This window comes from Secundilactobacillus silagei JCM 19001, assembly GCF_002217945.1.
Classification (GTDB): domain Bacteria; phylum Bacillota; class Bacilli; order Lactobacillales; family Lactobacillaceae; genus Secundilactobacillus; species Secundilactobacillus silagei.
The window spans coordinates 67,819-92,355 of sequence record NZ_BCMG01000008.1 but is presented as its reverse complement, the minus strand read 5'-3'; the positions used below and the strand labels follow the sequence as shown (position 1 = coordinate 92,355).

17 protein-coding genes are annotated in these 24,537 nt (G+C 44.2%); 12 read left to right on the top strand and 5 right to left on the bottom strand.

The features are described from left to right. Position 1 precedes the first annotated feature (1 nt). From jag to rpmH, 4 genes are all read right to left on the bottom strand, one after another. Positions 2-787, bottom strand: coding sequence for an RNA-binding cell elongation regulator Jag/EloR (gene jag, locus CES79_RS08310; RefSeq protein ID WP_089136888.1), 786 nt, complete (start codon positions 785-787; stop codon positions 2-4). A gap of 211 nt (positions 788-998) precedes the next feature. Next, positions 999-1,829 carry a membrane protein insertase YidC gene (gene yidC / locus CES79_RS08305; RefSeq protein ID WP_225362357.1) on the bottom strand — a complete coding sequence of 277 codons (831 nt, stop codon included), beginning with the start codon at positions 1,827-1,829 and terminating at the stop codon, positions 999-1,001. Continuing rightward, positions 1,826-2,188, bottom strand: a complete 363-nt coding sequence (gene rnpA / locus CES79_RS08300; protein WP_054655626.1) for a ribonuclease P protein component — start codon at positions 2,186-2,188, stop codon at positions 1,826-1,828. Before rnpA ends, yidC begins: the two co-directional genes overlap by 4 nt. Positions 2,189-2,268: 80 nt before the next feature. Further along, a complete protein-coding gene (rpmH, locus tag CES79_RS08295; protein ID WP_054702263.1) occupies positions 2,269-2,403 on the bottom strand; it encodes a 50S ribosomal protein L34 in 135 nt (44 codons plus the stop codon). Between the two features lie 481 nt (positions 2,404-2,884). On the opposite strand from rpmH, the gene dnaA reads away from it, so the two are divergent. The 11 genes from dnaA to CES79_RS08240 all read left to right on the top strand — a co-directional run bounded on the left by dnaA (position 2,885) and on the right by CES79_RS08240 (position 20,715). Beyond that, positions 2,885-4,219 carry a chromosomal replication initiator protein DnaA gene (gene dnaA, locus CES79_RS08290; RefSeq protein ID WP_054655624.1) on the top strand — a complete coding sequence of 445 codons (1,335 nt, stop codon included), beginning with the start codon at positions 2,885-2,887 and terminating at the stop codon, positions 4,217-4,219. Positions 4,220-4,469: 250 nt separating this feature from the next. After that, the gene (gene dnaN / locus CES79_RS08285; RefSeq protein ID WP_089136887.1) at positions 4,470-5,609 is read left to right on the top strand and encodes a DNA polymerase III subunit beta; all 1,140 of its coding nucleotides are present in this window, start codon (positions 4,470-4,472) and stop codon (positions 5,607-5,609) included. Between the two features lie 332 nt (positions 5,610-5,941). After that, on the top strand, positions 5,942-6,187 hold the full coding sequence (gene yaaA / locus CES79_RS08280) for a S4 domain-containing protein YaaA (RefSeq protein ID WP_170173453.1): 246 nt from the start codon (positions 5,942-5,944) through the stop codon (positions 6,185-6,187). A 4-nt stretch (positions 6,188-6,191) separates the two neighbouring features. Next, the gene (gene recF, locus CES79_RS08275) at positions 6,192-7,310 is read left to right on the top strand and encodes a DNA replication/repair protein RecF (protein WP_089136885.1); all 1,119 of its coding nucleotides are present in this window, start codon (positions 6,192-6,194) and stop codon (positions 7,308-7,310) included. A gap of 35 nt (positions 7,311-7,345) precedes the next feature. After that, positions 7,346-9,292 carry a DNA topoisomerase (ATP-hydrolyzing) subunit B gene (gyrB, locus tag CES79_RS08270; protein WP_054655622.1) on the top strand — a complete coding sequence of 649 codons (1,947 nt, stop codon included), beginning with the start codon at positions 7,346-7,348 and terminating at the stop codon, positions 9,290-9,292. An 84-nt stretch (positions 9,293-9,376) separates the two neighbouring features. Beyond that, complete coding sequence (gene gyrA / locus CES79_RS08265) at positions 9,377-11,950, top strand: DNA gyrase subunit A (RefSeq protein WP_089136884.1); 2,574 nt, start codon at positions 9,377-9,379, stop codon at positions 11,948-11,950. Between the two features lie 294 nt (positions 11,951-12,244). Continuing rightward, positions 12,245-12,532 (top strand): 30S ribosomal protein S6, encoded by a 288-nt coding sequence (gene rpsF / locus CES79_RS08260; protein ID WP_054655621.1) that lies wholly within the window; start codon positions 12,245-12,247, stop codon positions 12,530-12,532. Positions 12,533-12,567: 35 nt separating this feature from the next. After that, positions 12,568-13,095: a single-stranded DNA-binding protein gene (gene ssb, locus CES79_RS08255; RefSeq protein ID WP_054655619.1), complete on the top strand. Its 528-nt coding sequence runs from the start codon at positions 12,568-12,570 to the stop codon at positions 13,093-13,095. Positions 13,096-13,119: 24 nt separating this feature from the next. Next, positions 13,120-13,356 carry a 30S ribosomal protein S18 gene (rpsR, locus tag CES79_RS08250; RefSeq protein ID WP_054655617.1) on the top strand — a complete coding sequence of 79 codons (237 nt, stop codon included), beginning with the start codon at positions 13,120-13,122 and terminating at the stop codon, positions 13,354-13,356. 340 nt (positions 13,357-13,696) lie between these two features. Then, the gene (locus tag CES79_RS08245) at positions 13,697-17,185 is read left to right on the top strand and encodes a leucine-rich repeat domain-containing protein (RefSeq protein WP_089136883.1); all 3,489 of its coding nucleotides are present in this window, start codon (positions 13,697-13,699) and stop codon (positions 17,183-17,185) included. A gap of 203 nt (positions 17,186-17,388) precedes the next feature. Continuing rightward, positions 17,389-20,715 (top strand): leucine-rich repeat protein, encoded by a 3,327-nt coding sequence (locus tag CES79_RS08240; RefSeq protein ID WP_089136882.1) that lies wholly within the window; start codon positions 17,389-17,391, stop codon positions 20,713-20,715. Between the two features lie 86 nt (positions 20,716-20,801). Here CES79_RS08240 and CES79_RS08235 read toward each other — a convergent pair whose 3' ends face one another. Then, on the bottom strand, positions 20,802-22,220 hold the full coding sequence (locus CES79_RS08235) for a DHA2 family efflux MFS transporter permease subunit (protein WP_089136881.1): 1,419 nt from the start codon (positions 22,218-22,220) through the stop codon (positions 20,802-20,804). Positions 22,221-22,408: 188 nt separating this feature from the next. On the opposite strand from CES79_RS08235, the gene CES79_RS08230 reads away from it, so the two are divergent. Continuing rightward, positions 22,409-24,430 carry a DHH family phosphoesterase gene (locus CES79_RS08230; RefSeq protein ID WP_089136880.1) on the top strand — a complete coding sequence of 674 codons (2,022 nt, stop codon included), beginning with the start codon at positions 22,409-22,411 and terminating at the stop codon, positions 24,428-24,430. The last annotated feature ends 107 nt before the right edge of the window (positions 24,431-24,537 follow it).

Genomic DNA, 24,537 nt, shown 5'->3' with positions numbered 1-24,537 from the left:
CCTACTTCAGCGTAATCACCACCGCCCGCTTCGGCTCCGTTCCTGCCGAATAGGTCATGACGTGTTCATTATCTGCTAAGACGCTATGAATTTGTTTTCGTTCAAACGATGGCATGGGATCTAGATAGACCGGCTTCCCGGTTGCAACGACCTCTCGAGCCATGTTTTCGGCCAAACGGGTTAAAGTTTCCACTCGCCGTTCGCGGTAATTGGCCACGTCCAGTGTCACTTCTAATTTAGAGAAGCGTTTATGGTTCAAAAAGACCTGTGCCAAGCTTTGCAAGGCATTAATTGTGCGACCATGTTTGCCGATCAACAGGCCCTCCTGTTCCGTTTTAAAATTCATATTAATATGCCGGTGCTTCACTTCAACCGTGCTGGTCGCATCAATGCCTAATTGGCTGATGATCGTACCTAAATACCGATTTAATTCAGCCGCTACCTGCTGATATTCCGCCTGCCGGTTAACCGTCGGGCCTTCAGTGGTTTGGGTCGCTACGGTCTGATCCGCTGGCGTCGTCACTGATTTAGCTACTGACGCTGGTTTTGGTTCAGTAGCTGACTCATCCGTTGTTTTAGTGACTGGTTTTTCTGTCTTTTTTGGTTGTTTTGAATTAACGGTAACAGCTGGCTTAATATCAACCCTAGCCTTTCGGGCACCAATACCAAAGAAGCCCTTGCGCGGTTTCGTTAGTACGGCCACCTCCACTTGAGATCTGTCGAGCTGAAGTTGTTGAAGTGCTTGTTTGACGGCACCGTCAACGGTCTCGCTTGTGTATAAAGTCATGACTGCTTTTCTCCCTTCGATAAACTACTTAATATACAGTATAGCATGTGCGGGGCTTTCATTTGATAGCTTTTGCAAATGGTAATATTACAAATTTCAATCTTTTGTCGCCATGAACTAAATATCCTTTTAAAAAAGGGCATAAAAAAATCTCAGAGCTGGTCATACCGCCCTGAGATTAGTTATTTGCTTTAAAAAAATTGCTGTTCAGTTACTTGCGACGGCTTTGCTTAGCCCGCCGAATAGCTTTTCTAACTTGTCGTTCACGTGCCTTTTCTTTCCGGTTTTTCTCTTCACGTTCGCGGCGAATCTTCCAAGGATTTTGAATGACCAAGGTTTGACCCACTTGAAACGCGTTGGTAACAACCCAGTAAAGTGACAGTGCACTTGGCAAATTTAACGCGGTGATGAAGATAATCACAGGTGTGGTTACCGTCATCATAGTTGTCATGGAATTAGACTCTGGTTGACCTTTCATCATGAGCCATGAACTTAAGAAGGTAAAGACCGCAGCTAGGATCGGCAAAATCAGGTATGGATCCTTTGCCCCTAATTGCAGCCATAAGAAATGACCAGACCGTAAAACGTCGGTCCTAAAAATAGCTTGGTACAAAGCCCAGATAATTGGCAGTTGCACAACCATTGGTAAACACCCAGCAACCGGATTGACACCCGCTTCGCTATAGAGCTTTTGCTGCTCTTCACGCAGTTTCGTCATGGTCTCTTGATCACGGGATGAGTACTTCTTTTGCAGTGCCTTTAACTGTGGCTGAATCTCCTGGGTCTTCCGCATACTGCGGGTTTGGAAAATCATCAATGGTAAGATAATGATCCGCACGATGATGGTAAAGACGATGATCCCCATACCATACCCACCAAAAATGTGAGCTAACCAAATAATGGCTCGGGAAAAGTTTAACAGGATAACGCCATCCCAAAGTCCTGTGCTATGTTCAGTGATTGGCTGATTACCACAAGCCGTTAATAAAACGGATAGGCCAACGATTCCAAACATAGTGATAAATCGTTTTAATTTTTTCACTGGTCTTCCTCGCTATAATCATTATCAAGCAATTTTGCAAGTTTCAAAGCGTGTACTAAATGCGCCTTGATCTCTGGCATCGGCATTTCTGAGGTTGATGGTCTAGCAATCACCAAAAAATCAACGTCCTGCTTCAAATAGGGCTTCAGTTCGGTCAGCGATTGACGAATTCGGCGTTTGACCCAATTCCGGTGAACCGCGTTACCGATTTTCTTACCCACTGAAATCCCTACCCGAAAATGGGGCTGATTTGGCCGGTCCATCCGGTAAACCACAAATTGACGGTTTGCAACGGACTGCCGTGTTTCAAAAACCTCTTGAAATTCCGCTTCTTTCTTTACGCGGTAAGATTTTCGCATATTGCATCTCCAAAACGTCTGCTGACTTTTATTTTTATTTTGTACAGATAAAAATAAAAGACCACTGATTGGTCAGTGGTCTATGCAGACAATACTTTTCTACCTTTTTGACGTCGACGTGCTAAAACCTTACGGCCGTTGCTCGTGCTCATACGCTTGCGGAAACCGTGCACGCGTGAACGGTGACGCTTCTTTGGTTGATATGTGCGCTTCATAAACTTACACCTCCTGATCTTCAGGCATGAAGCCATTTATTTACATCTTAAATGCATTTCTAAAATATAATAGCATATCTAGCGCCAACATCAAAGACTTAATTTAAAAAAAGCCGGTTTTTTTCTGTCTAAAAAAATTTGTTTCATGCTTTAGGGGTGTGGATAACTCATTAATTTCAGAATTAAAGAGAGCGCTTTTTAACTGAGTTATCCACTAGTCCACAGCCTGTGGTTTCTCAATCAGATTACCCTGTTAATTTTGGGGACAAACTTGTGAAACACCTGATACTACAGTATTTGTTTTACACAACCTCCTGTGGATAAAAATGTTTCACAGAGCTTTTAGCAAAGTTATCGACAACCCTGTGGAAAACTTTATACCTGCCTGTGAAACAATTATCCACAAGTTCAAAAGGCTGTGGAAAACTTTTTTGTGGCATGCTAAACTTAATTTATCAATTTAATATGGGGAGGAAGAAAAGTGCTTGATTTAGACACTCTTTGGGGTGAAATCAAAGACGGTTTCCAACAGAAAATCGCCCCAACTGCTTTTAAAACGTGGATCGCATCTGCCGAACCCGTCAAGTTAACCAACAATCGTCTGACAATCAAGCTACCATCGGAGTTACACCGTGATTACTGGCAACGCAACTTAACGCAGCCGTTAGTTGAACTGGCCTATGAATACGCCCAAGAGGATATTCAGCCAGTTTTTATTGTTGCTGATAACACTGAAAACTCCCAGGTATCCACACTTGAACACCCCGCAACAGCCTCTGCGCCATTTAGTCAGAGCGCTAAGCTGAATCCAAAATATACCTTTGACACCTTCGTCATTGGTAAGGGAAATCAGATGGCCCACGCTGCTGCGCTGGTTGTTTCCGAGGAACCTGGCGTGATGTATAACCCACTATTTTTCTATGGTGGTGTCGGTTTAGGTAAAACCCACTTAATGCATGCCATTGGTAACAAGATGTTAGCAGATGATCCGAACGCTAAGGTTAAGTATGTCACTAGTGAGGCCTTTACCAACGACTTCATTACTGCGATTCAATCGAAGACGCAGGATCAATTTCGCGAAGAGTACCGCAGCGTTGACCTACTGTTAGTGGACGATATTCAGTTCTTTGCTGATAAGGAAGGGACTCAAGAAGAGTTCTTCCATACCTTTAATGATCTTCACGATGACGGTAAGCAGATCGTTTTAACGTCAGACCGGCTGCCAAATGAAATTCCCAAGCTGCAAGATCGCTTAGTATCGCGGTTTGCTTGGGGACTTTCAGTCGATATTACGCCACCAGATCTGGAAACCCGGATCGCTATTTTACGCAATAAGGCCGAAGCTGATAACATTGCTATTCCGGATGAAACCCTGAGTTACATTGCCAGCCGGATCGATTCTAACGTGCGTGAACTGGAAGGCGCCCTAGCCCGGGTCCATGCGTATTCCAAGCTGGTCCATCAGCCGATCACGACTGAATTAGTGGCCAGTTCACTGAAGAGTCTCAAGCTTGATCGCCGTTCCAGTGAACTCACGATTCCGTTGATCCAAGAGAAGGTTGCTAAATACTATCACGTTTCATTAACCGATCTAAAGGGTAAAAAGCGGATTAAAACCATCGTCGTACCACGGCAGATTGCGATGTACTTGTCCCGGGAACTCACCGACAGTTCACTACCAAAAATTGGCAATGAATTTGGCGGTAAAGATCACACCACCGTCATTCACGCCTACGATAAAATCGCGGATGCGCTCAAAACGGACAGTGACTTACAGGCCGAAATTACGAATCTTAAAACCGAAATTGAAAGATAGCCCTAGACAGTAAAAAAGTAATCGATTTGATTCAAGCTTCAAGTCGGCTACTTTTTTTACTGGTCCGAATAGGCTATTATAGATAAGACTTCAACTAGGCTGCTGTGGAAAACTCAAAAAGTTATGCACAAGTTATCCACATGTGCATAACTTATCACTATTACGTGTTTCGCAGACTTATCCACAGTATCCACTGCTCTACTATTACTATTCTTTTTATTTATATTATGGATTATAAGGAGTACTCACTATGAAATTTACAATTAATCGCGCAGCGTTCATCAAAGAACTCAATACAGTCCAACGCGCTATTTCTTCCAAAACCACGATTCCGATCTTAACTGGTTTAAAGCTAGTGGCTGATGACAGTGGCTTAACACTGACTGGTTCAGATGCTGACATTTCGATCGAAACGTTGATCCATGCCGATAATCCGGACAACCAGCTGGCGATTCAAAGTCCAGGTGCCATTGTGTTACCTGCCCGCTTTTTCAGCGACATCGTTAAACGGCTGCCGGAAGACAACATGACGTTAGATGTGACTGAAGGTTTTCAGACGGAAATTACTTCCGGTTCGGCTTCCTTCACCATTAATGGATTAGACGCCAACAACTATCCACACTTACCAGAAATCGACGCAACTGACGCTATCACCTTAACGGGTGACGTTTTCCGGGAACTGATCAACCAGACCGTTATTGCCGTTTCTAATCAAGAAAGCCGGCCCATTTTAACCGGGGTTCACTTTACGTTAGTCGACAACCAGCTGTTGGCCGTTGCCACCGATAGTCACCGGTTGAGTCAACGTAAAATTGAATTACCATCCGCAGCATCCGCAACCTATGACGTCATCATTCCCGGTAAGAGTCTGACGGAACTGGCCCGCATGATCGGCGATGATAATCCGGACGTTGAAATGCGGTTATCCGAAAACCAAGTGTTATTCACGATCGGTGACACTCTGTTTTATTCCCGGTTACTGGAAGGCAATTACCCGGACACTTCCCGTCTGATCCCTAATGACTCGACAACGAGTGCCGAATTTGATGCTAAAGGGTTACTGGCAGCCATCGAACGGGCTTCGCTACTGTCCCACGAATCACGGAACAACGTTGTTAAGCTGACCTTGGATCCGGGAAATAACCAGGCCAAGATCTTTGGTAATTCGCCTGACGTTGGGAACGTTGAAGAAGCCTTAGCACCCAGTGAAATGACTGGCGATGAGCTAGAGATTTCCTTTAACCCTGATTACATGAAGGACGCACTGCGCTCATTTGGGGCAGCAGTGATTACGATTGCCTTTACGTCGCCATTACGGCCGTTTACGCTGGTACCAACTGAAGATAAAGAGAACTTTATCCAGCTGATCACACCAGTCCGGACCTTTTAATCATTAAAAATAACCTCAAAACACCGCTTCGGTTTTTAACCTGAAGCGGTGTTTTTTTGCCCTAACAGGGCGTTAGTTAACCAGAGCCTCTGCGGTGAAAAACGGTCACAATTTTTAGCCGAAATGGTCTTTTTACGGTCGTTTGTCTCAAAACAAGACGCTTTTAAATCTGTTTAACGGCAAATTACACGTAAAACGCTATTTTTAAGCTCTAAGCGTTTTTAGCTCAATTATGACAAATTACCTTACGAATATAAAAAACCGCTTAAATGCCGTGAAATGAAACAGAAACTATACTTTTACCCTTAAAAAGCGTATAATTATAAGAGAAAATGAAGGTGGGTGAAGCCGTGAAAAAGGAAGTTTTCATTGAACCACCCTTTATCACCTTAGGCCAGTTGCTTAAAGAAGAAGCAATCGTTGGTTCAGGTGGTCAAGCCAAGTGGTATTTGAAGGAACATGCGGTTGATGTGAACGATGAGCCGGATAATCGGCGCGGACGAAAACTATATCCAGGAGATACGGTCGATGTCAAAGATGTCGGGCTATTTTTTATTCGCTTAAATCAGGCTGAATAAGCTTATGAAACTAGAAGAATTAAGGTTGCGTCATTTTCGCAACTACCAGGATTTGACAGTTACCTTTGGCCCGGGTGTCAACGTGTTGCTGGGTGAAAATGCGCAGGGCAAAACGAATCTGCTGGAAGCCATCTATTTTTTGGCTTTAGCTAGAAGCCACCGAACCAGCAATGACCGTGAATTGATCAGCTGGCAGGCTGAAACCGCGCAAGTTTTTGGGCGGGTTCAAAAAAACAGTGGCCAAACCCCACTGGAATTAGATCTTTCCAAGCACGGCAAAAAAGCCAAAGTGAACCATTTGGAACAGGCGAAGCTATCCGGGTATGTGGGGCAGCTAAACGTGATTTTATTTGCCCCCGAGGATCTCAGTCTCGTTAAGGGGTCACCGCAAGGCCGTCGCCGCTTCATGGATATGGAATTCGGGCAGATGAGTCACCGTTATTTGTACAATACGGCGCAATATCGGACGATCTTAAGACAACGCAACCGCTACCTCAAAGAATTAGGCAGTAAGCAGCAGTCGGATATGGTGCTGTTAGATGTGTTATCCGATCAGCTGGCGGCGTACGGTTCAGAGATTATTAGCGCCCGCGTGACGTTATTGAAACGGTTGGAAGTCTGGGCAGCTCAGGTGCACCAAGAAATTTCTCAGCAGCGTGAAACGCTGTCATTTCACTACGTTACCAGTGTTAAAGATGATGATCTGAGCGATACCCAGCATATTTATGATGCGCTCAAACTGCTGTATCAAAAGCATCGTGATAAAGAACTCTTTCGGCGGACGACGCTTATCGGACCGCACCGGGACGACTTAAAATTCCTGGTGAACGATAAAGACGTCTCCAGTTTTGGCTCTCAAGGCCAGCAACGGACCACCGCACTAAGCGTTAAGTTAGCTGAAATTGATCTCATGCACGAACAGACTGGTGAATACCCAGTTTTGCTGCTGGATGACGTGCTGTCAGAATTAGATGACAGCCGGCAGACGCATTTATTAACCGCAATTCAAGATAAGGTACAAACCTTCTTAACCACGACGAGTTTAAGCGGCGTGGCACAGAAATTGATACATCAACCAAAAGTATTTCGAATCAGCAATGGTGAAATCCAAGCTGATGAATAGTTGTCTCAGGGGATTAGTAATGAGGAGGATCACACTTGGCTGAAGAAAAAGAAACTAAACAGGAACGTGCTCGCGAATATGATGCCAGTCAGATTCAAGTCCTTGAAGGGCTTGAAGCGGTTCGGAAACGGCCCGGCATGTATATTGGCTCGACCAGTGCACAAGGACTGCACCATCTGGTCTGGGAAATCATTGATAACGGGATCGATGAAGCCTTAGCCGGTTTCGCCGATGCAATTCACGTGACGGTCCATAAAGATAATAGTATTACGGTGGTGGATAATGGTCGTGGTATCCCAGTCGATACCCAAAAGAAAACCGGTAAGTCGGCACTGGAGACCGTCTTCACAATCTTGCATGCCGGCGGTAAATTCGGCGGTGGCGGCTACAAAGTTTCCGGTGGCCTGCACGGTGTGGGCGCTTCAGTTGTGAATGCGCTGTCCTCTGAACTCGATGTTAAAGTGGCTCGTGGTGGCAAGCGGTATTACATGGACTTTGCCTATGGCCGGGTCACCACGCCAATCAAGGTGATCGATACTGGTCTGCCGGAAAACATTCACGGCACCACGGTCCACTTCCTGCCGGATTCCGATATTTTCCGAGAAACGACCACGTTTGATATTAAAACGCTGACCACGCGGATTCGGGAACTGGCCTTTTTGAATAAGGGTTTACGGATTACGATTCGTGACGAACGGCCGGAAAAGCCAACGGAAGAATCCTTCATGTATGAGGGTGGTATTCGACATTACGTTGAGTATTTGGATAAGAATACTGACGTGCTGTTTGACGACCCAATCTACGTTGAAGGCCAGGAAAACGGTATTACGGTGGAAGTGGCCCTGCAGTATACGGATGGCTACCACTCTAATCTACTGACGTTTACCAACAATATTCACACCTATGAAGGCGGGACCCATGAAGAAGGGTTCAAACGGGCGCTGACGCGAATTGTCAACGATTATGCCCGCAAGAATAACCTGATGAAGGATAACGAAGCTAACCTGAGCGGTGAAGATGTGCGTGAAGGGATGACGGCCGTGGTTTCCGTGAAGCATCCGGACCCGCAGTTTGAAGGTCAAACCAAGACCAAGCTGGGGAACTCCGATGCCAGAACCGCCGTTGATCACATTTTCAGCGAACACTTCATGAAGTTCTTGATGGAGAACCCAACGACTGCTCGAAAAGTCGTTGATAAAGGGACGCTGGCCTCTAAAGCGCGGGTAGCTGCTAAACGGGCTCGTGAAGTGACCCGGAAGAAGAGCGGCCTGGAAATCAGTAATTTACCTGGTAAATTAGCTGATAACACCAGTAAAGACCCAGCCATTTCGGAATTGTTCATTGTCGAAGGTGATTCAGCCGGTGGTTCTGCTAAGCAGGGCCGTTCACGGCTGACTCAAGCCATCTTGCCCATTCGTGGGAAGATCTTGAACGTTGAAAAAGCCAGCATGGACAAGATCCTAGCTAACGAAGAAATTCGCTCCCTGTTTACTGCGATGGGGACTGGTTTTGGGGATGATTTTGATGTCTCGAAAGTCAATTACCATAAGCTGATTATCATGACCGATGCCGATGTGGATGGTGCCCATATTCGAACCTTGCTGTTAACGCTGATCTATCGCTACATGCGGCCGTTACTTGACGCTGGGTTTGTTTACATCGCCCAGCCACCGCTGTACCAGGTCCGTCAGGGTAAGATGCGGCGTTATATCGATTCCGACGAAGAATTAAACACCATTATGGGTCAGTTACCACCGTCACCAAAACCAGTGATTCAACGGTATAAGGGACTTGGTGAAATGGATGCCAGCCAACTGTGGGAAACCACGATGGATCCAGAAAAGCGCCGGCTCTTACGGGTCGACCCTAGCGATGCGGCGGAAGCCAACGAGGTTTTCACCACGTTAATGGGTGACAAAGTCGAACCACGGCGCGACTTTATTGAAACGAATGCAAAGTATGTTGAAAACTTGGATGTCTAGTGTGAATGTTTCTGTTAATTCACTGGGAATCATTGATTGGCGGGTAGTCATTACCCGCGCCATATTAGCTGGGAGGTACTAAATTTGGCGAATGAAGAACTGCCAAGTCGCATCACGGATGTCGATTTAGCGAAAACCATGCGGACTTCATTTTTGGACTATGCCATGAGCGTGATTGTCGCTCGGGCACTGCCAGATGTTCGTGATGGCCTGAAACCAGTTCACCGACGGATTCTTTACGGGATGAGTGAGTTAGGGGTCACACCTGATAAACCGTACAAGAAGTCGGCCAGAATTGTTGGGGACGTCATGGGGAAGTTTCACCCCCATGGTGACTCCGCAATTTACGAAGCCATGGTCCGAATGGCGCAAGACTTCAGTTACCGGTACATGTTAGTTGACGGCCACGGGAACTTTGGGTCAGTCGATGGTGATGGCGCCGCTGCCATGCGGTATACCGAAGCGCGTTTGAGCAAGGTTGCCATGGAAATGTTGCGCGACATCAACAAAGACACCATCGATTATCAGCCGAACTACGATGGCACTGAAAAAGAGCCCGTTGTTTTACCAGCTCGTTTTCCTAACTTATTGGTCAACGGGGCTTCTGGAATCGCTGTTGGGATGGCGACTAATATTCCACCGCATAATTTGGCGGAAGTCATTAGTGCACTGCATATCTTGATGAAGAATCCGGATGCCACAACTGCTGATTTGATGGAAGCTCTGCCAGGGCCTGATTTTCCAACCGGTGGTGTTGTCATGGGCAAATCCGGTATCCGGAAAGCTTATGAAACCGGTAAGGGAACCATTACCTTACGGGCTAAGGTCGAAATCGAAGAGGATAAGAGCGGCAAGCAAAAGATCGTGGCCACTGAAATTCCTTACATGGTCAATAAGGCCCGTTTGATCGAGCGGATTGCTGATCTGGCGCGGGACAAACGCATCGAAGGCATCACGGATGTCAACGATGAGTCTGACCGTGAAGGGATGCGGATCGTCGTTGATGTCCGCCGGGATGCCAGCGCCGAAGTCATTTTGAACAATCTGTACAAGATGACCATGATGCAGACCTCCTTTGGGTTCAACATGTTAGCCATTGTTAACGGCTCACCAAAGATCCTGAGCTTAAAAGAAATTTTGCAGTATTACCTGGCTCACCAGTTGGAAGTTATTCGGCGGCGAACCGAGTTTGAACTGAAGAAGGCAAAAGCCCGGGCCCATATTCTGGAAGGCTTGCAGATTGCGCTTGATCACATTGATGAAATCATCTCGATCATCCGTAAGTCGCAAACTGCTGAAGTGGCCAAGAATGAACTGATCAACCGTTACCCACTATCTGAAAAACAAGCGCAAGCTATTTTGGATATGCGGCTGGTTCGGCTGACCGGTCTGGAACGCGACAAAGTCGAAAAAGAATACACGGATCTGCAAAATTCGATTGCTGATTACAAAGCCATTTTGGCCAGCAAGGACAAGCAGAACCAGATCATCTACCAAGAACTGCTAGATATTCAGAATAAATTCGGCGATAAGCGCCGGACTGAACTGATGGTCGGCGAAGTTCTGAGCCTTGAAGACGAAGACCTGATCGAAGAAGAAAATGTCATGATTTCTCTGACCCATAACGGCTACATCAAGCGGTTACCAACGTCTGAATTTAAGGCGCAAAATCGTGGTGGCCGTGGTATTCAAGGCATGGGGATTCATGATGACGACTTCATCGAACACCTGGTTTCAACCTCAACACATGACGTGCTCCTGTTCTTCACTAATGCTGGTAAAGTTTACCGGATGAAGGGCTATGAGATCCCTGAATACGGCCGTTCCGCTAAGGGAATTCCAGTGATCAACCTACTGAACATTGAGGCCGGCGAGAGCATTCAAGCCGTGATCAACGTATCTGATGCCGCTGGTGACCAACAAAAATACCTGTTCTTTACCACTCTGCATGGGACCGTTAAGCGGACGCCAGTGAGTGACTTCTCTAACATTCGTTCCAACGGTCTAAAAGCTCTGAGTCTAAAAGACGATGACCAATTGATCAACGTTTCTATCGTGGATAACGAGCAATGCATGATCATCGGGACGCATTCCGGCTATGCCGTTAGCTTTAAAGCCAGCGATGTCCGCTCAATGGGCCGTTCCGCTACCGGGGTTCGCGGTGTCCGGCTTCGCGATGATGATTACGTGGTTGGTTCAGCCATTTTGGGACCAAACGATAACGTATTCGTCATTTCTGAAAAGGGCTACGGTAAACAGACGCCAGCTAGCGAGTACGCGATTAAAGGTCGCGGCGGTAAGGGGATCAAGACCATTAACGTGACCGCAAAAAACGGTCCGCTTGCTGGTTTGACCACAGTGACCGGTGAAGAAGATATTATGCTGATTACCGATAAGGGTGTCATGATCCGGTTTGGCGTGGAGAACGTCTCCCAAACTGGTCGGGCAACCTTAGGGGTTCACCTGATCCGGCTAGATGATGATGCTAAAGTTGCCACCATGGCGGTAGTCGAAAAGGAAGTACCTGAAGATGAGTCCGATGACGCAACTGCAGATACTGCCAATAACGATAGTGATACGTCGTTAGACCGCTTAGTCGATCGGGCAACGGATGATTCAGATACATCAACTGATAGTGACGATTCTGATAACGATTAGTTAAACGCAAGAATTTAAAAAGAACGGCAATTGGTGCCGTTCTTTTTTGCGTAGTTAGTGCTATAACCACCATCTCTTGTCAGGTTAGGCTTAACTGGGATTCATTACTTGAGGCATGCAGCAGTCAAATGGGGTGAAAAGTGAACTGCTGGCAGGTTAATTTTAAAATAACATTGCACTTTTGCTTGAACTTTGGTAGAATAATATTCTGTGAGTAATCCATTCGGATAACTCTCCTTGCTCTCTTAAAACTCAATGAAGAGGGCCTGAAGTCCATAAGGAGGTGCAAATTTCATGAAGTATGAAATTACCTACATCATTCGTCCAGATCTTGACGATGCATCAAAGACCGCACTGGTCGACCGTTTCGACAAGATTTTGACTGATAATGGTGCAGATTTAATCGATTCAAAGGATTGGAAGAAGCTTCGTTTCGCATACGAAATCGGTGGCTATAACGAAGGTCAATACCACGTTATTAACTTAACTACTGATAACGATACTGCTTTAAACGAATTCGACCGTCTTTCAAAGATCAATGATGATATTCTTCGTCACATGATCGTAAAACGTGAAGACTAATTTTTGACATTTAATGACTGAGAGGAGCGGGTCGTATGATCAACCGGGCAGTGCTTACCGGACGCTTGACAAGAGATGTTGATTTGCGGTATACCCCAAGCGGGGCGGCAGTTGGGAACTTTACGTTAGCTGTTGATCGGCAATTTACCAATCAAAACAACGAACGTGAAGCTGATTTTATCAACTGTGTTATTTGGCGGAAATCTGCTGAAAATTTTGCTAACTTTACCCATAAAGGTGCGTTAGTCGGGATCGATGGCCGGATTCAAACCAGAAACTACGAAAATCAACAGGGTCAACGGGTCTACGTTACCGAAGTTGTCGTTGAAAACTTTGCTTTATTAGAACCGCGTTCAGCGAATAATAATAACGCAGGGAATTCGAACAACGGTGGCAACAATAATGCACCCACTGGCAATGCTCCTCAGAACACTAATCCGTTTGGTGATCCAAAAACCAATGGAGCGGCTAACAATAATCAAAACAACGGGAATAACCAAGCTGACCCATTTGCAAATAATGGCGATTCGATTGATATTTCCGATGATGATTTACCGTTCTAAGCGGATCGAATTGGAGGGAAAATCATGGCTCAACAAAGAAGAGGTGGCCGTCGTCGTCGTAAAGTCGACTTCATCGCCGCAAACCATATCGAATACATTGACTACAAAGATACTAACTTATTGGAACGTTTCGTTTCAGAACGTGGTAAGATCTTACCACGTCGGGTGACGGGTACTAGTGCCAAGAACCAACGTAAGTTAACGATTGCTATCAAGCGTGCGCGGATCATGGGCTTAATGCCATTCGTTGTCGCTGACTAGTCTATCTAGTATAGTGAATTGAAAAGCGTCGACCAGTACTGCTGGTTGACGTTTTTTTGTGTTTTAAGAACCGGTTAAAATTGAAAAAACTTTTATCAATTAAAGTTGTTATATTAATTATTTTAAGTTTTTATTGGGCACTGTGATTGAATTTGGTTCATAAAAACCGTGTTCTCGTGGCCTGTCTAGGCATATTTAGCCCATTTAAAGCGGTTAATTAATTGCTTGATAGGTCAAACTACAAGAATAGTGTTATAGTAATCACGTAATCTTAAAAAGCATGGCTACTTGTGAACTATAAGTAGAGGAAATTCACAAGTATAAGGAGAGATATCAGTACATGAAAATAACCAACCGATTAAATAATCCGGTTATGGCGCAGTCGCGTCAAATTAGGTGTAATAAGGGAAAATGCTGGATGCACTTAGGCATTATCACGATCACGCTGGTAACGGGCTTTACCGTTAGCACAACGATTGCTAGTGCCCAAGCAACAACAGCAACCACTGAGGCTTCAACAACTCAGACACTTAAAGCCAGTGATGCCTCGAACTCGGCTAATGCATCATCTCAAAAGGGTGCAGCAACGGCTTCTTCTCAATCAGCAAGCAGTGTTAAGGCTGATAGCAGTAGCTCTATTAGTGTATCCTCTAATAATGAAAGCGCTTCCAGCTCTTCTGCTAGTCAATCAAGTGACTCAACAAATTCCGCAATGACTGATTCATCAAGTCAGGACAGTTCCCAAAAGACTGAATCGAAATCAACTCAGCAGCCAGCAATGGACGTTAATGGCCATAAACTTGATTTTGATGCATTAAATAATCAAACAACCAATAATCAAACAACAATAGTTAAAACTACAGCAGGCGCAATAACTAAAGCAACGACTGATAAATCAGCGACTAATGCGTCTAAACAAGCGGCGAATAATCTGGTTGTAAAGGATACAACGGGTAATTATTGGCTGCAGCAGCCAGCTGTAGATCCTAAAAATGGTCAGCCAGCGGATGCTAATACTTACACGCAGCTAACGGATTATAGCTACACGAAAAACGCCGACGGTTCAACGTACAGCGTTACAGGGTATACGGGTGATCTTCAAAAGTATCTCGCTGGCGGTGTGACACCTGCAGGCGGATATTCAACTAAGATCACTTTACCAGATACCTACAATGGTGATGCAGTAACAGCGATTGCTGATGATGCCTTTAATAATGAAAAAAAGCATGCTCATCCGCAACCAGTCTTAACGCAAGTCACGTTTGGCAAAAATATCACCAAAATTGGTGACTATGCGTTTGCTGGTAATCATATTAGCGGTGAGATCGTAATCCCTAATGGCGTGACATCAATTGGCCAGGATGCGTTTGCCGGTAATGGTATTAGTGGTAAAGTTGTAATTCCTAATTCAGTTTTGTCACTTGGTGATGATGCTTTTGCGGATAATCAAATTACTAGTGTGACGCTAGGATCACACATGTGGTTTACTGGCCATGGTACATTTGCGAATAATCAGATCAGTCAGCTTGATTTAGGAACGGGCGTTACAGTGATCGGTAAGGGCACGTTTGAAAATAACCTATTAACAACGGTAACGTTGCCGGATCAAATTGGACAGATCGATGATTCAGCATTTCAAAACAACCAAACATTAAAAACGGTCAATTTCGGAAATAAAAGTCAATTAGGTAGTATTGGGACGAGTGCGTTTGCAGGTGATCAAATTAGCAGTATTAACCTCCCTAATGCAGTTACTAATATTGGTGATAATGCGTTTGCGGGCAATCAAATCAGTGCGTTGGGACTCAATAACAATGTGACAACGATCGGGGTAAGTGCCTTTGCGGATAATAATCTGAGCGGCACTATTACCATACCGAATTCCGTCTTGAAGATCGGTGATTATGCTTTTGCGAATAATCAAATTACCGGTGTTGTCTTTGGCAATGGGACTTGGTTTACGGGTAACGACACATTTACTCATAATCAGATTAGTAACCTTGATTTAGGAACGGGCATCAACACGATTGGCAGTGGTACATTTGCTAATAATCAATTGACGACGCTGACGCTACCAGATCAGGTTGGCTTGATCAATGATGGGGCATTTCAGAACAATAAGACTTTAACGACCGTTCATTTTGGACAGGCAAGCAAGCTAACAGGTATTGGGACATCGGCTTTTGAAGCAGATGCCATAAGTTCACTAACGCTTCCCAATAGCCTGACAAATATTGGTGACCGCGCCTTTACGGGGAATCAAATAGCCACCTTGTCACTAGGTAATCATACGCAAATTATTGGGACGGATGCTTTCTCAAATAATTCGATTAACGGGACAGTTACAATTCCTATTTCAGTCACTAGAATTGGTGATGATGCCTTTACTAATGATCAAATTGATACTTTAGAGTTAGGCAGTCATATTCTAACAATCGGTACCAAAGCTTTCGCGGGTAATAACCTGAGTACCGTCACGATTCCGGATTCAGTAACGGATCTTGGCAGCTATGCTTTTGCCAATAATCAAATTTCTACATTTAACTTAGGTAATCAGATAACAAAGCTTAATGATGATGTTTTTGTAGGTAATAAACTGGTCCAGTTGAAGATTCCAGAAACAGTGACAAATATAGGTAATGAGGCTTTTGCCAACAATTACATTACCGGGCTAACATTGGATAGTAATCTTCAAACAATTGGTACCAGTGCCTTCGCAAATAACCAAATTACGGGGATGTTGACAATTCCTGACAGTGTAACTTCTATTGGTCAAACAGCCTTTTTTGATAATAAAATTAGTGCATTAACGTTGGGTAAAGGCCTTAGTGGCAAATCAATTGCTAACGCTGCGTTTGCTCAAAACGAAATTAATAAAGTTATCAATCATTCTAAGGATGACTCACTTAATTATTTAGGTGGTCAACAAGCTTGGGTTAATATAACGGCACAGGCAACGTCAACTCAGATTCAAAATGTGCGTTTTTTGATTGATCAAGCTGTTGGCATTCAATTATCAAAGGCAGATCAATTAACCTTTGTTGATTGGGATGGTCATCAATGGCTATATGATGCCCAAACGGATACGCTCACCGCGCCTTCTGGTAGCATCACGTCTAACCCGATTGAGTTCCGGTTCAGTTCATCAGGAGACAGCAGTTATGGCACGACCCATTTGGTTATGAATCTTGTTGATAGCACAGGTACACCTATACCAAATGGTCCTGGTAATACTGGTACAACTACACCGAATGGTTCTGACAATGGCAGTGGCTCTGGAACACCGACTACTGGTGATTCAAATACGTCAGTACCAACACCAGTATCTGGTGATTCACAACCCAATACAGCTACGGATACTGGCAATGTAGTGCCGGCGCAACCGACTTTAACAACCGATAATGGTAGTGCTATTCCAACGCCACCACGAGCAACAGATCCGGTCGTTCGGACCATGGTTGATCAAGGAACTGCTAGCCCTCAAACGGGTAAAACGGATGAAGCTCACGCTGTACCTGAAGTAGTTAAGGATATTCAAGGTACGCAAACGGTGCAGGCTACATCGGTTAAATCAACCTCAGTTAAACCAACTTCAGAAGCTACACCGACGATTCTTCATCAGACTGTTAGCAATGGTCGAGTAGCTGAAAAAGCCGCTACAATGGTAACGACAAAGGTAGACCCAACTAACCATCAGATGAATTTAGCGACAACGAAATTGCCGCAAACCAATGAAGCAGCGCCAGCTAAATCAACGCTGATTGGCGGTCTACTGTTGAGTATTCTCGGCTGGTTTGGTTTCGCACGTCGCAAGCATGAAAAAGATTAAACAATCAGATTAAAAGTATTAAAAACGTCTTCGTAAGGTTGAAAATGCCTTTGCGAAGGCGTTTTTGATTATTACTCTAATAATTTTTAAAACAAATTTCATGAGACCTTTTTAAGTGAGTACGAGAGTGCTATAGTAATTGGGTATCTGTTCAAAACAAACACTTATATATAAAAGTAAATAATGGGGAGAAATACAATTACATGAAAAACAACACTACTGGATTGAATAATCCACTTATTGGACAGGCTCATCGTTTCCAGTGCAATATAGAAAAAGGTTGGTTACGTATGGGCGTTATTTCCATGACAGTAATAACAGGCGTTACCCTCACCACGACGGTTGCTAGTGCGCAAACAGAAACTGCAACTACACCGATAACTCAAAGCACGGATGTTAATGCTGTTCCGACATCAGCTGAAAAGCCAGCAACTGATCCGGATACAAAAACGGACTCTAATCAATCACAAGCTGGAGACTCAGTGATAACGAACGGTGCCAATTCGTCCAAACCAGATGGTGATACAACTGATTCCGGCAATCAGTCAAGCGATTCGGAAAAGCCAACGACAGATGGTTCGGTAAGTCAACCTGATCAAAAACCAGCTGACGCTACAGCAACGCCGACTGTACCAGCAGCATCACCGGCACCGACTGCGACGCCAGCACCCGAAACATCAACACCAGAGACACCGATAACGGATTATCAATTCACCCAAAATGGCGCTAATTATACTATTAAAGGATACAGTGGCAGTCAAACTAATATTACCTTGCCTAGTCAGTATAATGGTGGTTTAGTCACAGAAATTGGGGCCGGTGCTTTTAATCATAAGAATATTAGTGGTACTGTAACCATTCCTGATTCAATTATCAATATTGGTCATGATGCTTTTGCGAATAATAATATTACAGCTTTAAACTTGGGTAAGAGCGTTCAAACGATTGGCAATGATGCCTTTTCACGTAATCCAAATGATAAAAATTCAAATAATAGCATTGAGACAGTCAATATTCCCGATTCAGTTACCACTATTGGTGATCGTGCCTTTGCGAATATCACAATTAAACAATTAACATTTGGTGATTCGGCATCAGCTTCAAATTCAAAAGTTGAAACGATTGGAATGGATGCTTTTTCGGGTAATCAAATTAGTGGGACAGTCATCATTCCAGATACGGTTACTACTATTAGTGATCGGGCTTTTACGAACAATAAAATAACACGGTTACAATTTGGCGATTCAGACTCAAACTCAAAAGTTGAAACAATTGGAGTGGATGCTTTTTCGGGTAATCAGATCAGCGGTGCTATCACGATTCCTGATAGTGTGAAGTCAATTGATATGAATGCTTTTGCGAAAAACCAAATTAGTACAGCAGTACTTGGTCAGAATATTGATATGATTGGTAAGAATTTCTTTGATGCTACGACTAAAGTAGCTGAAAAAGACGCAGCTGGTAATTATTGGACGCTAAATCTGGATTCGAATGGCAATCTGATACGTACGCGATTAACAGACTATACTTATGCCCTTAATAGTAATGGAACATATACTGTTACGGGCTATACTGGTGATTTGCAGAAGTATCTTGGTAATGATGGGCAAATAACTAGCCTTAATGTGCCAGGTACTTATAATGGTAAATCTGTGACAGCAATTGGTAATTCTGCCTTTGCTGATAAAGGAATTAGCACTGTTACTATTCCTAATACAGTCACTTATATTGGTAATGATGCTTTTACGCGAAATAACATTAGTACAGTAGATCTAGGCCAAGGAGTTCAAATAATTGGTGAAGATGCTTTTTCAGTTAACCAAATTGGGGCTGTTAAAATTCCTGATACAGTAACTCGTATTGGCGAAAAAGCGTTTACGCAAAATCAAATTAAAACAGTCGACCTTGGTCAGGGCGTTCAAACAATTGGAAAAGATGCTTTTTCAGTTAATCCAATCAGCGGCCTTGTCACTATTCCAGATTCAGTTATCAGCATTGGTATAAGAGCTTTTGCAGATGATGACATTAGTGAATTAACTTTAGGCAAAAATATTAAAATAATTGGTGAAGATGCCTTTTCACATGATCTTAAAAATCCAAAGTCACTTAACCATATTGGTAGTGTCACTATCCCCGATTCAGTTACTAGAATTGATGCGAGGGCTTTTGCAAACAATAATATTAGTGAATTAACCTTAGGTAAAGGTGTCCAAATAATAGGCATTGATGCTTTTTCAGGTAATCAGGTTAAAGGGATTATCGAAATTCCCGATTCAGTTACTAGCATTGGTGACCGAGCTTTTGCAGATAATGATATGAGCGGCTTAATCTTAGGAAATAAGGTTCAAACAATTGGTATTGATGCTTTTTCACGTAATCTTACGAAGTCAAATTCACGTAACCATATTAGTGGTATTGTTAACATTCCCGATTCGGTTACTAGCATTGGTATGAACGCTTTTGCAAATAATAAAATTAATGCACTAGTATTTGGTCAAAACATCCCTAATATTGGATTGTATGCCTTTGATAGCAACGATATCAGTAAGATAACAAGTGCTAAGTCAATGGTTTCAGACCAATATTTAAGTGGTCAGCAAGCTATCATTTACGTACCAATAGATATAAAAGATGTAAAGGATAACCAAATTCGGAATGTTAAATCAGCGATTGAGCAAACGTTGAGAGCTGGTAATACTACTGGTTTTAACTTAGGAGATAAATTAACATTTACCGATTCTGTATGGTCTTATGATGCCGCAACAGATACTTTAATGAATCATAATGGTCAGATATTAGCTCATAATATTATTTTTCGTTTTAGTTCAAATGGTTCTGGCAATTATGGAACAAATGAATTGATTTTTTATGTTACCCAACCAGGAATTCCACAATCTGATCACAGTGCAGGAGTACCACCGACAAATCCCGACACAACTACAAAGCCTGATAACAATACAGGTACGGTGGAGCCACCGGTTACGCCTAACACGCCCACACAGTCTGATCCTAATACAGGGACGCTGCCACCTGTTACTCGACCTGCACATCCTAGTGATACTACGGGAGTGCCATCAGTGACTAATTTACCTAAACCAGTTAGACATCATACTACGGATATAACGACACCTGGTACCTCGGATGACACAACGGCACTAGGTCATAGAGGTCACGGTGATGCTGCAAAACAGCCGCAGACAAATCCTGCAACTACGAATCAAGAAACTACGAGTCAGAGTGATACTGAGCAGCAGGGAACAACTGAAAAGAGCCATACAACCTCTCAAACGGGTGAGCAAGCTGGATCAGTTGAGCAACAAGCAACAACCAGCTCAGCGGCAACTGCTGCAACACCAAGTCACGAAGCTTATCAACAAACAATGATGACTAAGCAGCCTAAAAAGACGGCTACAGCGGCATTACCACAAACCAATGAAGATTCTTCAGTCAAACCAACGTTCATTGGTGCTTTACTATTGAGCATTCTCGGTTGGTTTGGGTTTGCACGGCGCAAACACGGACAAGATTAATCAAGGACACTAAGAAATTAAAAAAGACGTTTTCGCAGGGTCATTTTGACCAACGAAAACGTCTTTTTGCTGAACGATTCATTTAATTAATGAGCTGTCTTAAAAGAACGCGTCGTAAACGCAATGATTAACGCGATGACAGCTAAGATAAGTGGTAAGTAGATAGCAACGTGGACCCCGGCCGTAAAGGCACCCTGAGCGCCTAAATGACTGGCTGCTTGGCCGATACCTAAGAGGCTGGTGGCTAAAGCGGTGGAAATGGCGCCGACAATTTGCTGCATGGTATTCATGATGGTGCTGCCATCGCCAGAGGTAGGCCCAGCTAACGCATTGAGCGCGTGTGTTTGTGCCGGAGACATCGCTAATGGACAGCCGATCATTAAGATGACGTGAGCGGCAATAACAAACATCACAGCAGTATGCGTACCGGTCGTGAGTAGCATGACACTCCCAATAATGGCAATGAGAAAACCTAACCGAGTTAACCACTTAGCGCCGAAGTTATCAAATAAACGACCGGAAACCGCGGAAACCAAGGCGTTGACGATACCGCCTGGCAGCATGATGATCCCCGTCATGGCAACGGGTAGTAATAATCCTTTTTGCATATACATCGGTAAAATATACATGGCAGAAAGGATGATGCCAAAGTCCAGCATCACCATCAAGGCGCCAGCCCGAAAAGCCGGATTGGCGAAAATTTTCAGATTTAAGATAGGTGTTTCAATATGAACCTGACGATAAGCATAAACGGCTAAAACGATGATACCGAACAGCAATAGGCCTAAAACCAGGGGTGATCCCCAGCCGTGTGAACTGGCGAAGCTAACGGCTGTGACGATGCTGGCAAAGCCTACCACACTCGTTAAAATGGATAGAACATCAATTTTAGGTTTACTGAGCTGACCCACGTTTTCCAGGGATGTCAGGGCAAAAATCAAGGCGATCACTAAGAAGGGGACAAATGCCCAAAAGATCCAGTGCCAAGAAAGCTTGGCTAAGATCAGGCCAGTCAGAGTTGGTCCGATAGCTGGTGCGAACATGATGACCATGGCGCAGGCCCCCATTGCGGCCCCAATTTTAGCTGGTGAGAAGACCTGCATGGCAACCGTAAACATTAACGGCAGGATCAAACCGGTGGCAATGCCTTGAATCATCCGACCGAACAATAATACCGGGAAATTTGGTGCTAAGGCTGCAATCACGGCACCGACTAGAAAATCTAACAGTCCAAAAATAACGACCTGCCGCGTGGTAAACCACTTGGTAATCAAACTATTTAACGGTAAGACGACCCCGATCACTAACATGTAGCCGGTTACTAGCCATTGGACAGTTGCGGTGGTGATGCCTAAATTAGCCATCAAACTGGGTAAGGCGATGTTTAAAGACGTTTCACTAAACATGCCAACAAAGGCACCGATCAGCATACTGGTCATGGCTAATGCTGGGTGTTTAACGCTGACACGTGGTTGAGAAGCGGTTATTGAAGCTTGCTGTTCCATTGAATAAATTCCTCACTTTCAGAAAAAGTTTTTTGCACAATGGGTTACATTACCAGAAAAAAATCTTTTTCGTAAGTTTTTTTTTAAGTTCTGAAGGACACAGCGATTTTCAATCACAGACACCTGGGAGTCATTTGTGCTAAAATATAACTACTATTATCAGCGACAAAAAGTAGGGGAGTCTGAAGATGAGCGGTTTATTTTCAAGGGTTAATTTACCCGAATTTTTAAGAAATAGACGTCTTCGCGGTCTGTCACTATTCATGATCGCATTATCAATTGCAGGGATCGTTCTGGCCTTTTTGTTCTCATGGATTTTAGGGTTATTAGCGTTAGTAGCAGTGGTTACCAGTTTGGTATTTTCTTTTAATACCATGAATGAGATTAGCGAAGACATGAACCGTTACATTGCTGACCTGTCGTTTCGCATTAATCGTGGCGAACAAGAGGCCTTGATCGACATGCCCGTGGGGGTTATGATCTTTGGCGATAATGATGCGATCGAATGGGTCAACCCATACCTGCAGCAATATTTCGGAGATCAGACCGTTTTGAGCAAGCGGATGAACGATGTTGACCCGGAACTGGAAAAGTTAATTCAAGATCATGTGAATGATAAACAGCCACAAACGGTGACCTGGAATGGTCGCCAATTTTCATTCTTAGTTCAAAAAGATTTTCGGGCGGTCTACATGATTGAGGTCACTTATTTCACCCAGATCGAACAGCGCTACGAAAATGAACGGGTCGCCATTGGCCAGGTCTTTTTGGATAACTACGATGAAGTAACGCAGTCCATGACGGATCAGGAAGTTTCTAACCTCAGAAACTACGTGACTAACGAACTGTCGGCTTGGGCACAGCGCTTTGGAATGTACCTTAAACGGCTGGATGATGATCATTACCTAGTGTTCATGTATGCCCAAGCAATGAAGGCAGTGGAAACCGATAAGTTCAGCATCTTGGATACCATTCGTGAGAGTACTTCCAAGCAAAACTTCCCACTGACTTTAAGTATTGGGATCGCGTATGGCGGCGCTGATCTACCAAAATTGGCTGATCAGGCCCAGAGTAATCTGGACTTGGCTCTTGGCCGTGGCGGTGATCAGGTGGTTGTTCGGGCACAAGATGAAGAAGCCCGGTTCTACGGCGGCAAGACCAACCCGATGGAGAAACGGACACGGGTTCGGGCACGGATGATTTCACAGGCCCTACAAGAGTTAATGAACCAGTCGGATGCCATCTTCGTTCAGGGACACCAGCAGCCTGATATGGACTCCATTGGGGCTTGTATGGGGATTCGGCGGATCGCGCAGATGAACCAGAAGAAGTGTTACATTATTTTGGATCGTCACGATATTCACAGTGATGTCCAAAAGCTCCTGAATTCTATCAAAGACTATCCTGAAATCAACGATGCTATCATTTCACCTGAAGAAGCGCTGGCTAAAATCACGAAGCAGAGTTTGTTAGTGATGGTGGATCATTCCAAACCGTCATTATCAATTTCACCAGAACTCTACAAGCAGCTCACTAACCGGGTCATGATCATTGATCATCACCGGCGTGGCGAGGAGTTCCCTGAAAATCCAATGCTGGTCTACATTGAACCCTATGCGAGCTCAACGTGTGAGCTGATCACCGAAATGTTTGAGTATCAGTCTCAAGAAAGCGAACCGATCAATAAGATTGAAGCCACAGCGATGCTGACGGGGATCTTTATTGATACCAAGTCGTTCTCATTACGGACTGGTTCACGCACCTTTGATGCGGCCAGTTATTTACGTTCCGCTGGTGCTGATTCGGTTCAGATGCAGCAGTTTATGAAGGAAAACGTTGACAGTTATTTGCAACGTAATCACCTAATTGAGCTGGTCACGTTTGTTCACGAAGATCTGGCGATTATCGCCGGCGAAGAAGACCAGATTTACGATTCTGTAACGGCCGCTCAAGCCGCGGATGATCTGCTTAATATGTCCGGAGTGGATGCGTCGTTTGTGATTACTAAGCGCGATGATGGCCGAATCGGGATCTCCGCTCGAAGCATGGGTGAAATTAACGTTCAAATTATTATGGAAAAGATGGGCGGCGGCGGTCATCTATCGAGTGGTGCCACACAAATTGCTGATAGCACGGTAGCGGAAGTCAAAGAACAGCTGGTGGCCATTTTAAATGCTCAGACTGATGAAGAAGCTACCCCAGCCACATAATGCATAGTTCGACATTAAAAAATGGCGACTTTCATGTTATTGAGGCGTAATTATGGTAAAGTTATTTAATGAAAGTTCCCGTTTATGGGAGCGATAAAGCTTGGCAT

What these genes read in the sequence shown, in the direction of transcription:
- jag (WP_089136888.1), bottom strand. Translation starts at nt 787, where the DNA reads ATGACTTTATACACAAGCGAGACCGTTGACGGTGCCGTCAAACAAGCA.
- rnpA (WP_054655626.1), bottom strand. Translation starts at nt 2,188, where the DNA reads ATGCGAAAATCTTACCGCGTAAAGAAAGAAGCGGAATTTCAAGAGGTT.
- rpmH (WP_054702263.1), bottom strand. Translation starts at nt 2,403, where the DNA reads ATGAAGCGCACATATCAACCAAAGAAGCGTCACCGTTCACGCGTGCAC.
- dnaN (WP_089136887.1), top strand. Translation starts at nt 4,470, where the DNA reads ATGAAATTTACAATTAATCGCGCAGCGTTCATCAAAGAACTCAATACA.
- yaaA (WP_170173453.1), top strand. Translation starts at nt 5,942, where the DNA reads ATGAAGGTGGGTGAAGCCGTGAAAAAGGAAGTTTTCATTGAACCACCC.
- recF (WP_089136885.1), top strand. Translation starts at nt 6,192, where the DNA reads ATGAAACTAGAAGAATTAAGGTTGCGTCATTTTCGCAACTACCAGGAT.
- rpsF (WP_054655621.1), top strand. Translation starts at nt 12,245, where the DNA reads ATGAAGTATGAAATTACCTACATCATTCGTCCAGATCTTGACGATGCA.
- ssb (WP_054655619.1), top strand. Translation starts at nt 12,568, where the DNA reads ATGATCAACCGGGCAGTGCTTACCGGACGCTTGACAAGAGATGTTGAT.
- rpsR (WP_054655617.1), top strand. Translation starts at nt 13,120, where the DNA reads ATGGCTCAACAAAGAAGAGGTGGCCGTCGTCGTCGTAAAGTCGACTTC.
- CES79_RS08245 (WP_089136883.1), top strand. Translation starts at nt 13,697, where the DNA reads ATGAAAATAACCAACCGATTAAATAATCCGGTTATGGCGCAGTCGCGT.
- CES79_RS08240 (WP_089136882.1), top strand. Translation starts at nt 17,389, where the DNA reads ATGAAAAACAACACTACTGGATTGAATAATCCACTTATTGGACAGGCT.
- CES79_RS08235 (WP_089136881.1), bottom strand. Translation starts at nt 22,220, where the DNA reads ATGGAACAGCAAGCTTCAATAACCGCTTCTCAACCACGTGTCAGCGTT.
- CES79_RS08230 (WP_089136880.1), top strand. Translation starts at nt 22,409, where the DNA reads ATGAGCGGTTTATTTTCAAGGGTTAATTTACCCGAATTTTTAAGAAAT.